The organism is Lederbergia galactosidilytica (genome assembly GCF_017873565.1).
Lineage (GTDB): Bacteria > Bacillota > Bacilli > Bacillales > Bacillaceae_C > Lederbergia > Lederbergia galactosidilytica.
On record NZ_JAGGKH010000014.1, the window covers coordinates 130,865 to 144,859 of the forward strand.

The window sequence follows — 13,995 nt, forward strand, 5'->3', positions numbered from 1 at the left end:
TTCTGTTATTGTTTTCTAAACCAACTAGAGATAACGCTTTCATAATAACGCACTATAGTGCTATACTCTATATAGTAATTTGCTCAATTATCTATATTACTTTGCTTTTTTTGTCCTTGATGCAATGGAAGGTGGTTTAGGAAAAATGGTAGATAACTTCGGTCCGAAGTATTATTTAGAGAATGAATCTTTTTCATTGCAGTTCATGTACCGAAAAGGTTATTCAGCTATGTCGACACCCCATGCTCACGCTTTTTATGAATTGTATTACTTACGTAAGGGGGAAAGAGTCTATTTTATCAATGGGAAAGTATACACTGTAAAGAGTGGCGACATTATTGTTATTAATCCACATGATGTCCATCGGACAACAAGCTCATCTGTCCCTGAATTCGAGCGAATTCTAATTAATTTCACTCATGACTTCCTTGAATCAGGTATTTTATCATCAGATTTACCTCTGCTTCCATTTCAACATGGTTCACAGTTAATACGTTTTCCAGTAAAAGAGCAGCCGAATACTGAACAACTTATTTTTGAGATGTTAAGAGAATGTAAGAAAAAACAGCCAGGTTACACTTTTTATGTAAAAGCACTATTAACGAAATTATTAATTCAAATTTATCGCCAATCCTTCCAAGCGCCACCAGAAAATGAACATCCCATGTATGAGAAAATCTCTGAAATTGCGACCTATTTACATCAGCATTACCTAGAGGAATTAACATTGAAGAAGATTGCTGGACAATTTTACATCAGTCCTTCCTATCTTAGTCGGACATTCAAAAAAGTCACTGGTTTTTACTTTAGTGAATATGTCCAAGCAGTTCGCATGAGAGAGGCGAGACGCCAATTGATTGAATCAGATGAAAAAGTTTTGACGATTGCTGGAAATGTAGGTTTTCATTCAATCGCACATTTTAATAAGACATTTAAAAAAATGACTGGTGTCTCACCGATACAATTCCGTAAACAAAACAAGCATCTTTCTTATGAGGAACAAAAAGGTTATTTGTTGAATGGAGATTCATAGAATTAAGAGCTAAAGAAATTCCTTTTCCGTAAAGGGCGTGAATAAGCCGTCAGCTTTACTACCCAAACTATTATGGTTAGTGAAGCTGGTGGCTTTTTAATGCTATAGGAAATATAAATTCTTGTGGATAACTAGCTTATATTGTAGTCGATATCCAGCTCCTAGACTTGTTGAGGCTAGTAGGATGCAAGCCCATCGGCGTTGCTACAGGATGTACTAGTGCAGACGAAGCGATAGGACGTCGCGAACATAGCCGATGTACCACTAAATAACCCTGAACCTATGAAGAGAAAAGTCCTTCCTAGGTTCAGGCACTTTGCTTGTCGAGGCCAATAGGATGTTGGTCAGAAAGGCGTTGCGTCAGGACGACGCGAATTTAGCCTTTCTACCTTGATCAAGGCGCTTGCGCTTTTGTTCTTCTGTTTTCCCGGTTTTAGCCAATAGCTACTTCCAAACGATAACAAAAAAAGCAAAGAAAGATCGAAATAGAACATAAATATGTATAGAGAATAGCAAAATCATCCGCTATTATGAAGGCGTTATCTTAAAAGCTGGAGTTTTATCATAAGGCATTAGTTACGAATAGAAGGGGAGATTTTCTAATTATGAGTATTTTTTATGATATTACAGAGTTTGGCGCAATTCCTAATAGCATGGTTATGACAGAAAAGATTCAAAAGGCAATTGATGAAGCATATACAAATGGTGGGGGAACTGTCATTATCCCTGCAGGTGAATTTTTAACAGGCTCTTTACGTTTAAAAGACAATGTTGAATTACATTTATTACCTGGGGCAAGATTGAAATTCTCAGATAATCCATCAGATTATCCGGTTGTACATTCACGATGGGAGGGGGTGTCCCAACATGTACATGCCTCTTGTCTATATGCGGAAAAGGCGAAAAATATTTCTGTCACGGGATTCGGCTGTTTAGATGGCAATGGTCAAAAATGGTGGGAAAGAGAACGGAATAAAGCTGATAAATCAGCTTATTTTCGCCCGAAGTTGATAAGTTTTGATTCCTGTGAACAAATAACGATAAAAGACGTTCAAATGGTGGATTCACCTAGTTGGACGGTCCATCCTGTCAGAAGTTATAACATCACAATGGATAATATATCGATTACAAATCCAGCCGACTCCCCCAATACGGATGGAATCAATCCGGAATCATGTAAAAATGTTCGAATCAATAATTGCAATATAGATGTTGGTGATGATTGTATCGCCATTAAAGCAGGAACAGAAGAAACAGTGGAACGCATGCCTTGTGAAAATATCACCATCTCAAATTGTACAATGGTTCATGGCCATGGAGCAGTGGTGATTGGAAGCGAGATGAGTGGCGATATTCGCAATGTTACAATTACGAATTGTATTTTCCAAGATACGGACAGAGGAATCCGCTTAAAATCTCGTCGTGGTCGGGGCGGAATCGTCGAAGATATCCGCGTGAATAATATTGTAATGGATAAGGTTATGTGTCCCTTTGTGATTAATTTGTATTATTATTGTGGCCCGCTTGGGAAAGAGAAATATGTTTGGGATAAAAACCCTTATCCCATTACAGATGAAACCCCTAATTTCCGGCGAATTCATTTTGCAAATATTACAGCTCGAAACATCCAAGCTTGTGCAGGTTTTATCTATGGATTAGCAGAATTATATGCAGCGGAAATTACATTTGCAAATATTGATATTTCGCTGGCTGATAATGCTGTCCCTGGTCGCCCAGCGATGATGGCCAATCTAGATAAGATGACAAATCGCGGTTTTTATGTTGGTTTTGCCAAGGATATTTTATTCCAGCATATTACCATTGAGAACCATGAGGGCCCTGCATTTTATTTGGAGAATACGCAGGATATTGAAGTTCTTTATTGTAAATCCCGCCATACAAAGCAACAGGAAGAGTTAGTGGAAACAGTAAATAAATAATAATGAGGATGCGATGAAATGATTTTAATAGGAAAAGAATCATATTGTCATTTTTCTACTATTCAAGCTGGAATTCATTATTTGGAGCAAAAGCCAGATAGTGAAAAGAAAAAAATGGTGATCTTATCAGGTGAGTACAAAGAAATTGTAGAAGCTAGATTATCGAATTTTGAAATGATTGGTTTGGGTGATGTAAGGATTATTGGTGGAAAACATGCTCGGCAAATTCATGAAGATGGTAATGAAGTCGGGACATTTCGCACAGCTACAGTATTTTTAGAAGGTGAAAATATTATCGTAAGGAACGTATGTATGATCAATCAGTCAGGGCAGGGGGAAAATATCGGTCAGGCCATTGCTTTATTTGCCTATTGTCACCATGCCGAATTCCATCAATGTAGATTAGAAGGACATCAGGATACATTATGTACAGGTCCATTACCGAATAGCGTAAATGATGAATCCAGATATACCTACTGCAAACAACTATATAAAAATTGCTATATATCAGGGACAGTGGATTTCATATTCGGAGGGGCTGCTGCTAATTTTATCGATTGCGAAATTAGGAGTCGTTATCGACCTGGAAAGGGAGGCTTTATTACGGCGGCCGCTACACCAAAAGCTCAAACTCAAGGATATGTCTTTGAAAATTGCTATTTAACGGCCGATTCAGGTGTTGAAAACGTCTTTTTAGGTAGACCATGGAGAAATTATGCCCAAACAGCCTTTAAACATTGTTATTTAGGCGAGCATATTGTTCCAGAAGGCTGGAATGAATGGGACAAAAAGGAAAGTCTCGATACGATAAAGTATGAAGAGATTCATTCAATAAATGGCCAAAACGATAAACGTCCCTCATGGGTATATGTGAAATAATCCAAAAACAAAGGAGTTGTCATCTTCATGCATCATACAATGATAAAAAATCCGATATTAAGGGGATTTAATCCTGACCCATATATTTTAAAAGTGGATGGAATTTTCTATATTGCCGTATCTTCTTTCGAATGGTTACCTGGAATAAGAATCTATCAATCAAATGATCTGGTAAATTGGGAACATGAAACAGATATTCTCACAACACAAGTTAGTTTACAGGGAAATCCCCAAGGGGGGAGCATATGGGCTCCACAGCTCAGCTATGCTGATGGATTATTTTATTTACTCTATACAGATGTTAAAAGTACGAAACGCCCGTTTAAGGATAGCCATAATTATTTAATTACATCTTCATCAATCCATGGTCCCTGGTCTAAGCCTGTTTATATTAATAGCAGTGGTTTTGATCCTTCGCTCTTTCATGATATGAATGGTAAAAAGTGGGTCTTAAACGAAATTTGGGATTATCGCATGACAACAGGCAATAAGTCAGCGGGAATTGTCTTGCAGGAATATAATCCAGAGCAGAAAAAGCTTGTTGGACCAGTGTATAAAATATTTGATGGAACGGAACTTGCTAAAACCGAAGCACCACATATATATCGACATGGAGAATATTATTACCTAATTACTGCTGAAGGTGGAACAGGAAAAGGGCATGCCGTAACCGTTTGCCGTTCGAAAGAGATAACAGGCCCCTATGAATTAGATCCGCAATATCCGCTGTTAACGGCAAGGGATAAGCCGGGTTCTCCTTTACAATCTTCGGGACATGGAAGCATTGTGCAAACAGATGAAGGCAAATGGTATATGGCTTATCTATGTACAAGACCATTGTTAGGAAAAGCGGCAATTTTAGGAAGAGAGACAGCCATTCAAGAGGTCTATTGGACAGAGGGTGGATGGTTACGATTAGTAGGGGGAGGAAATGCCCCTGCTCTTGAAACAAAAATTGTAACGAAACAACTAATAAAACAGAAAAAAGATACGAATTTTTATGATGACTTTAACGGCCCACTGGCAAAGGAGTGGAATACACTGCGAATTTTAGCTGATGACACTTGGTGCGATTTACAAAGCAGGGCAGGTTATTTAAGAATGATTTCGGGTGAGTCGATTCAATCTTTGTTTGCCCATCATATTTTAGCTATACGTCAAAAGGATTTTCGTTTCAATGCGATAACGAAAATAGATTATCAGCCCACCACTTTTAATCAAATGGCCGGATTGATTCTTTACTTAAATGATAGTAATTATTTGTATGCATATATCACTTATGATGAAGTGAAGGGGCGTGTCATTCGGCTGTTACGTTCGGAAAAAGACGATTCTCGATTGCTACCGGATTTGGTACAAATAGATAATGGAGAAATTGAGTTGAAGATTGAGGCGGAGGAGGAGAGAGGTCAATTTTATTATCGAGTAGCCGGAGAAAATGAGAATTGGCATCCCATTGGCTCGTCACAAAATTTATTATTTCTATCTGGGGGCTTCACAGGTAATTTCGTTGGCATCGCAGTACATGATATGAATCAGATAGCTGGTTCCTATGCCGATTTCGACTATTTTAAATATCAAGGGTTAGATAAATGAGATGATAAGGAGATAAAAATGGCTAGCACAAAAAAGCTGTGGTATAAACAACCTGCACAAAATTGGAATGAGGCTCTACCAATTGGAAATGGTCGGTTAGGTGGTATGGTTTTCGGTGAAGTAGTGGCAGAGCAAATTCAATTAAATGAGGATTCGGTGTGGTACGGTGGTCCACGGGACCGGCATAATCCGGATGCTATCTGTTATTTACCAGAGGTGCGAAAACTTTTATCGGAAGGGAGATTGAAAGAGGCGGAGAAATTAGCCGCACTCGCTTTTCCTGGTCTCCCATCATCTCAACGCCATTATGAACCACTAGGGGATCTGCTAATAGACTTCCAACATAATGAGCAAGATTATACCAGTTATAGGAGAGAATTGGATTTACAAAAAGGACTCGTCCGAGTTCAATATACGGTTGGTCATGTGCAATATCAGAGGGAGATTTTTAGTAGCTATCCTGACCAAGTAATGATTATTCGCCTAACAGCCTCAGAAAAGCGCTCTATTTCTTTTATGACTCATTTTGATCGGGGAAAAACTCGAAACTTAGATGATATGGAGCCAGTTTCTCTCGATAGCCTTGTTATGAGAGGGATTACCGGTGGAAAGGAAGGAATTGCTTTTCGAAGTGTCATCAGAGCCATAGCAGAAAACGGCTCAGTGGAGACGATTGGCAATCGCTTAATTGTGACAGATGCCGATGCGGTAACTTTAATCCTTTCTGCTGCCACTTCGTATCGCTATAAAAGTCCGGAAGATCATTGCATAGAATTGATTAATCAAGCATCACAAAAAGTATATCGCGAATTATTTACGACACATGTTGAGGATTATCAGGTCTTATTTAATCGTGTTGATTTACAGATCGAGGAACCAATAGTAAATCATGAGCTGGCAACTGATGAACGTTTAGAATTAATGAAACAAGGAGAAAGCCAAATTGGTTTATTCTGTACTTACTTTCATTTTGGTCGATATTTATTAATTTCTTCAAGCCGTCCAGGGTCTCTCCCGGCAACATTACAAGGAATATGGAATGATAAAATGGTCCCACCTTGGGACAGTAAATTTACAATTAATATTAATACAGAAATGAACTACTGGCCGGCAGAAGTATGTCAGTTATCAGAATGTCACCAACCTTTGTTTGATCATATTGAGAAAATGAGAGAAAGTGGACAGATCACCGCCCAAAAGATGTATGGTTGTCGTGGCTTTGTTGCCCACCATAATACAGATATATGGGCAGACACTGCCCCACAAGATATCTATATGCCTGCTACTGTTTGGCCTATGGGAGCAGCTTGGTTGAGTTTACATTTATGGAGCCATTATGAATACACAGGTGATAAGCCATTCTTAAGTAAAGCATATAAAACATTAAAAGAAGCAGCACTGTTTTTTGTTGACTTTCTAATAGAAACAGCAGATGGTTATTTGATCACTTCTCCCTCTGTATCACCAGAAAATACGTATATTTTACCGAATGGTGAGAGGGGAAAATTATGTCAAGGGCCATCCATGGATAGCCAGATTATCCATCAACTTTTTGAAAGTGTGATTCATGCAAGTGAGATTCTTGATCAAGATAAAGATTTTCGAGATGAATTATTACACATGATGAAAAAATTGCCTAAACCGAAAATCGGCAGATATGGACAAATACAAGAATGGTTAGAAGATTATGAAGAGGCAGCCCCTGGGCATCGGCATATTTCCCATCTCTTCGCTTTACATCCAGGAAATCAAATTTCGCCAAGACATACACCAAATTTAGCCGATGCGGCAAAAATAACCTTGGAGAGAAGATTAAAACATGGAGGCGGACATACGGGTTGGAGTCGCGCATGGATAATCAATATGTGGGCTCGTTTAGAAAACAAAGAACAAGCTTATGCAAATTTACTGGAACTTTTAAAATCCTCTACACTACCAAATTTACTTGATAATCATCCACCTTTTCAAATCGATGGCAATTTTGGCGGCATTGCCGGTATTGCCGAGATGTTACTGCAAAGTCATATGAACGAAATTCATGTTCTCCCTTCCATTCCTAAAGAATGGAAGAATGGAAAGGTACGAGGATTACGAGCTAAAGGTGGCTTTGAACTCGAAATAAACTGGAATGAAAATAAACTAAAGCATAGCAAGATAAAATCGTTAAATGGCAATTTATGTACGATTAGAACCGCCATTCCTGTTGAGATTACAAGTGGTAATGAAACAATAAAAACAAAACAACTTGGTGCAACTGTTTATCAATTTGAAACGGAAAAGGGAAAGGAATATAGACTAACAGTTTTATAGACATTACTTCCATAGAAAATAGTGGTATTTCGGTTAGAATGGGTTTTTTTATGAAGATTGCTTGGAGGTCTTTTTCCAACGCCGTGGAAAAACGATCCGAATACAGACGAATTCGGATTTTGAATCATGGATACAAAAGAGAAGAATGGATAATGAACAACCCGTTAGTCTCTAGGCTAAACCTTTGTTTATTGACAGGAAACATATCCTCTATCTTCCTGTATGTTAAAGGCTAAGAAGAAAATTTGGTGTTTCCTATTTTTCCAACTACGATTATATCCTTCATTCAATATTTTTAAAAATCTAACTCATATGCAGTCGTTTTTCTTGGGAAGAATTAAAAAGGATGCAAAAAGTCCATTTTTATCGGATTATTTGCATGCCTTTTTTCGTTTAATGATCACACTTTATTTTTCTGGTAAATATTTTTTATACTTGATCAAATCGCCTGCTTATGCTGAGAACGGTATTTTCCTGGTGTAATGCCCTCCATTTTTCTGAAAGACCGAATGAAGTTTTGCGAGTTATTGTAATGCAGTTTTGTAGCAATGTCTTTAACTGAAATATCAGTATTGACGAGCCACTGTTTGGCCATATTAATTCGGTACATGATTAAATATTCACTGAAAGAAACATTCATTTCTTTTTGAAAAATACTACTTAAATAGTTAGGGTTATAATGTAGGCGTGTCGCGATAGAATCAAGGGAAATATCTGTATCAAATTCATGGTGAATTATGTGAATGATTTTATCAGATAATGATTTATTTTCTGATTCTGTTCGCTCCTCGACCTTGTCAATTAAAGGATAGATAATTTGCTGTTTAAACCATCTTTTTACCTCTTTTAATGTACCTAAATGTTCTATTTCTGTGAAAAATTCACGTTCATCAAGTCCTTTTATTTGGATGCCCAATATCTGCATTAACTCAATTAATTCATATAATAAGCGAGTCATAATGATATAGAAATGATTATGATGGAAATTTTTCTGAGATAATACTTGAAAAAAACGATCAAACTCTTGCTCCGCTTTTTCGCGGTCTGCCACCTTAATGGCATCGAATAAATGATTTTTAATAACGGTAGGGAATGGTGTTGTTAATTGATAGTTTTGATTAATATTTTCAAAGAAAATAATTGATTCTGCACCAGACTTAAAGCGGTATTTTAAAGCTTCTTTCCCTTCCTTAAATGCTTCTTTAGCCGTTGATAAAGATTGAAAAGGATGACTGATACCAATACTGACAGGCAGGTCAAATACAGCTTTAATTTCCGTTTGGATTAATTGGGCTTGTTCATTCATGTAATGCGTATATTCTTCCATAGAGTCGAAATGATCCAATAAAATCATTACTAGTGTGTGATTGATGACGACAGGGGTGAAACATTGGTCGGTAGGGAATAAATCCTCTATCATATTATTTATTGCAAACAGTAATAAATCTTGGTCACTTTCTTTATATTTCGTTTGATCTAGTCCATCGATTTCCAATGTAAATAAAGTTAAATGCTTCCAGCTTTTCGGATAATTATAAGACACCAATTTATTGGTAATCTCCTGCTTATGAACCTTCCCCTGTAATAATCGGATCATAAAAAATTGCTTTAACTGCGTGACTTGGCTTTGTAAACGACCTTCCAATTCAACATTTTTATCAAGCAATTGTTCGATATGTGTTTCAATGAGGTCAAATTCATTTTTATGTGAATAGCCTTGATTATCTTTGGTAGAGAATTTATCGCTTGCTAATTTATGTAATTTACGGATAGGTTGATATATTCGTTGACTCCCAATGAAGGATATAATAAGTGAAAGAATAAGTAAGACAGAACAGACTAAAAAGGTTAGCCAACCAATCGAGCTTGATTGTTTATTTAGGTCGCTCATTTTTATAAGTGAGAGATAGCTCCAATGATTGTAACGCGAAGTTTGGTAAGTAACCTTATAATCTATCCCATCAATGCTGCGATTAAATTGTCCCGCTTCTTGGTTGATATCAGCTAATATTTCCTGGGAATTTTTGAAAGTCTCACCAATTTCGTCGGAATCACTATGAGCAATAATCTGATTATTTGAATCAAGAATCATGTAAATTTCGGAATCAACCTTTTTTTCCATAATTTTTGTTAAACTACAGCTCGGAACTAAGACACTAGCTACCGCTGTTTTTTTAGCACTTGTAAAAGGCAATTTTTTTACAAGACTAATATAGTGTGAGCATGATTTTTTGGCATCATTATTCAAACTAATCTCTTCATACTCTTCTTGAATCCATGTAGAGGATTCTGGGAGATTCATATAATTGGATAAAATCGCTTCTTTTTCCTCTTCGTCTATGTAAGTAAGACCATTATTATTAATTAGCCAATCATTCTTTAAACTAACAAGGACAATATCCTCGATCCCTGTATCAACAGTTTGCAAGTGATTTAGTTCTGGTCTAATATCATGATATTTTTTAAAGTTATCGGCAGAAAGAGGATAACGGATAATTTCCTTTGTCTGTGGTGAGTTTAAAAAGTAAGTAACGGAATGGTCGATATTCTTTAGTACTTGTTCCACATTGGTTTGAATTTGGTAGACATTTTGTATCTTCTCTTGGGCAGAGTGATCCTCAATCACTTGTGAGGATTTCCAATAGGAAAAAATCCCCACAATAATAACTGGAACAGTACCTAAAATGATTAATAAGGTAACTAATTTATAGAAATGCTTAAAGGTTCTAATTTTCATATAGATCTACCCTTTTCTAAACTTTACTATTTTTAAGATGCACCCAAAAAAGACTTGCGAAATAAAGATTCCCAGTTATTGTCTATCATCGATCACGATGTTTCCTTGATTTCTTTAGAAGTTTTTAAAGTGCCAGCCACTTTTTCTTTCGTTCGTAAGAGCGCATTGAAAGCCATATTGGCACTCCACATTATGATAAAACCCCCACAGCTAATACTTAAAAATGGAAAGATACCGGGAAATTTCATTGTGAGATAGTAAAGGGCAGAGAGCAAAACAATCATCATTAAACTGAAATGAAGCTGAGTAATACCAATCATGATCGCATATTTAATGTATTGTCCAAACCGGAGATCATAATGTACAAAAACAGGACCAATATAAAGAATAAATAGGAGATATAAAATCCCAGCAAGGAATAATAAACCTAGTAGTGGTGCATAGAAAGCACTTTCAACAATAGAACCTACATATTGTAAATCCACATATAAAATGGCTCCAATAAATAGAATAATGAGCGCAAATAAATTGGTTTTCAAAAAGTCTTGTTTAAAAGATTGGAAAAATGTATTGAAAATAGGAATATCTGTATCTTGCAAAAGCCATTTACGAATAACAGTAAATAATGCTATACTTGCGGGCATGAAACCAAAAAGACAAAGTCCCAATAATGTAAATAGAATCCACAAAATATTAAGATAGGTGATCCGCATCACCCAAACACATATTTTATAAAGACCTCCCCAAATCCCTTCAATTACCAATTGTATCACCCCTAATAAATATAAAACGTTTTCATTTTTAGTTTAGTTGAATAGTTAAAAACAGACATTTACCTTTTGTTTAAAAGAGGGTAAGCGGAAAAAAATGTGGAATGAGTTATAGTTTTTGGTTACGCAAATGGAATATGCTCCATTTGCCGCGGACGAGTATCGGGTCCCACAGGCTCAGTCATCCGAGGCCTTGACCATTCCATTTACTAAGACGGCTTATCGCCTTATATATTTTTCATAGGATAATCGGAATACCTTGAAAGCTAAGTGAAAATTTAGTTGTTGTGAAGTAATCTTTAATGCTAAACTCATGAAGCCACAAAAAGTGTGCTTTCAAATGCATATTAACATGGTATAAATGTAGTTGAAGTTTTTATTCAATAATTTCTTGGAAAGGACCGCCTTTTTTAGATTCAGAAATATTTGCTTGGCGAAGGTCTAAAGGGCGTAGTACAAAAAGGCATTGTGACGTACAAGATGTACTAGTTGTAGGCGAAGCAATAGGACGTCGCTAATTGAGCCTACTGTCAGGACGGCGTGTCCTTAGCCTTTTACCCTATCAAGACGCTTGTGCTTTTCTTATTATAACATGAAAAAATGATAATTTTCTAAATTTTAATGAGGAAATGAGAAGATGATACTTCTGAATATAAATGATTATTCAAAAAAATCTTAGGGCTTTTTCTAGGGAATAATAAAAAAAGGAAGAGATAATGATTATTTATCCTAATTATTGACCAATGAGTGTAAATAAAATTAAGTCTAGGTAGGATTTTGAAAACGTTGTCAAAGGCTGAGAAAGTGATTATATACAATTATTCTCAATTAAAATAAAATGGAGGTTGAAAAAGAAAATAGGAGGGGTGGATCAATGCTCATGAAAAAGAAGTTATGGATTGCAGGAATATTATCTTTGTTCCTTATCATTGCAGCTGGATGTAATCAGAGCGAAAATACTTCCACAAATGAAGGTAGTGGAAATGCAGAAAAAGGAGAAGACGGACCATTTAAGTTTTCGATTATGGCTAATCTCCATACTCCAGAAGTTCCCGATGAAAAAGTTTTAAAAGTCATCGAAGAAAAAACCAATACGGAAATTGAAATGCAATGGGTTCCAGACAATAATTATGAGGATCGGCTTAATACAGCCTTTGCTACGAATTCACTTCCAGAAGCTGTATTTATGAAGAATCAAAACACGTTTATTCAATTTAAAGATGCGATTCGGGATGAACAATTTTGGGAAATTGGACCATATTTAGATGAATATGAGAATCTAAGTAAATTAAAAGAACAGGTTGTTGATAATACTTTAGTAGATGGAAAGCTTTATACATTATACCAAGGGCGCCCGTTATCCAGACAAGGGATTATCTATAGAAAGGATTGGGCTGATAATTTAGGATTGGAAGCACCGACAACAACAGAGGAATTTTTCGAAATGGCAAGAGCTTTTACAGAAGATGATCCAGATGGAAATGGGAAAGATGATACGTTCGGAGTAACAGATCGAAATGATCTTATCTATGGTGCGTTTAAAACAGTTGCTTCATGGTTCGGTACACCGAATAATTGGGGAGAAAAAGATGGGGAATTATTACCTGAGTTTATGTTCTCTGAATATAAAGAGACAATGGACTTTTTTAAAGAATTACATGAAAACGGATACATCAATAAAGATTTTCCTGTAACGAGTAAAGTGGATCAACAAGAGTTTTTCAAGAATGGGTCAGCAGGTATTTATATTGGCTCGATGGGGGATGTTGTTAGCCTTCATAGTGATGCGGTGGCCATTAACCCAGATATTGATTTAGATGTTCACAATAAGGTAACAGGACCTAATGGTGAATATGGGATATGGGCAATTCCCGGATATGGAAATTTAGTGATGTTCCCTAAAAGTACTGTAAAAACAGAAGATGATTTAAAGAAAATTCTTGCATTCTTTGATCAATTAATGGGTGCAGAATTATCGAACACACTTTACTGGGGAATAGAAGATGACACCTATACAGTGAAAGAAGGGGGCGCACTTCCGATTGAAGATCAAGCAAGGTTTGATCGAGAGGTGAAAGCTTATCAAGCACTGGAAATTGGTGAACCAGAAACAAATGGTAGATATGAAGGATATTTTGATTATGGGCCAAAAGCAAAATCAGAAGAATTATTTATTGATAATGAAAACTATCTGATTAATGATCCTACCGTCACACTAGATTCTGAGACATATATCCAAGATGGTGCTCGCTTACAACAAATTATTACAGATGTTACCTATCAATATATTTTAGGGCAAACAGATGAAGCAGGTTTCGAGAAAGCGATTGAAAAGTGGAAGAAAGAAGGCGGAGAAAAAATCATTCAAGAGTTTAATGAGTCGAATTCAAAATGAGGAAATGGAAAAGATGACTGAACAGAAACTGATCGGTCATCTTTTCCTTATCTAAGTATTAAGCAATAAGTTTCTTCTATTATAAATGTATGCTGAGATAAGGGGATAATCATTTTCTATTATATGGAAAGAAACTGCTCCCAAGGCGCTATAAAATGGAAAGAAATAACATAATGATTATAGACGATATAAATTAGATCACTTACGCTTTACTTACATCGCTTGTATCCAACACTTTTAGGTAGTGTCAAAAATTCTATGAAAACAAAAGCCTAAACGTAGCTCTACGGTCTAAATGTGGTGGTAAGCTACCGCAATCGCTCTTGACAAACACG

The 13,995-nt window shown here is 36.3% G+C and carries 8 protein-coding genes; 6 read left to right on the forward strand and 2 right to left on the reverse strand.

The features are described from left to right. Nucleotides 1-145: 145 nt before the first annotated feature. From J2Z23_RS15240 to J2Z23_RS15260, 5 genes are all read left to right on the forward strand, one after another. Nucleotides 146-1,033: a helix-turn-helix transcriptional regulator gene (locus J2Z23_RS15240; protein ID WP_057989494.1), complete on the forward strand. Its 888-nt coding sequence runs from the start codon at nt 146-148 to the stop codon at nt 1,031-1,033. 605 nt (nt 1,034-1,638) lie between these two features. Beyond that, a complete protein-coding gene (locus J2Z23_RS15245) occupies nt 1,639-2,973 on the forward strand; it encodes a glycoside hydrolase family 28 protein (protein ID WP_057989496.1) in 1,335 nt (444 codons plus the stop codon). Between the two features lie 18 nt (nt 2,974-2,991). Then, nucleotides 2,992-3,852 carry a pectinesterase family protein gene (locus J2Z23_RS15250; RefSeq protein WP_057989497.1) on the forward strand — a complete coding sequence of 287 codons (861 nt, stop codon included), beginning with the start codon at nt 2,992-2,994 and terminating at the stop codon, nt 3,850-3,852. Nucleotides 3,853-3,879: 27 nt separating this feature from the next. Then, nucleotides 3,880-5,448: a glycoside hydrolase family 43 protein gene (locus J2Z23_RS15255; protein WP_057989499.1), complete on the forward strand. Its 1,569-nt coding sequence runs from the start codon at nt 3,880-3,882 to the stop codon at nt 5,446-5,448. Between the two features lie 18 nt (nt 5,449-5,466). Further along, nucleotides 5,467-7,758 carry a glycoside hydrolase family 95 protein gene (locus J2Z23_RS15260; protein WP_057989509.1) on the forward strand — a complete coding sequence of 764 codons (2,292 nt, stop codon included), beginning with the start codon at nt 5,467-5,469 and terminating at the stop codon, nt 7,756-7,758. 439 nt (nt 7,759-8,197) lie between these two features. On the opposite strand, the gene J2Z23_RS15265 is transcribed toward J2Z23_RS15260, so the two are convergent. Beyond that, nucleotides 8,198-10,495, reverse strand: coding sequence for a helix-turn-helix domain-containing protein (locus J2Z23_RS15265; protein WP_057989512.1), 2,298 nt, complete (start codon nt 10,493-10,495; stop codon nt 8,198-8,200). Nucleotides 10,496-10,587: 92 nt separating this feature from the next. After that, the gene (locus J2Z23_RS15270; protein WP_057989514.1) at nt 10,588-11,259 is read right to left on the reverse strand and encodes a YesL family protein; all 672 of its coding nucleotides are present in this window, start codon (nt 11,257-11,259) and stop codon (nt 10,588-10,590) included. Between the two features lie 880 nt (nt 11,260-12,139). On the opposite strand from J2Z23_RS15270, the gene J2Z23_RS15275 reads away from it, so the two are divergent. Then, on the forward strand, nt 12,140-13,660 hold the full coding sequence (locus tag J2Z23_RS15275) for an extracellular solute-binding protein (protein ID WP_209974433.1): 1,521 nt from the start codon (nt 12,140-12,142) through the stop codon (nt 13,658-13,660). The last annotated feature ends 335 nt before the right edge of the window (nt 13,661-13,995 follow it).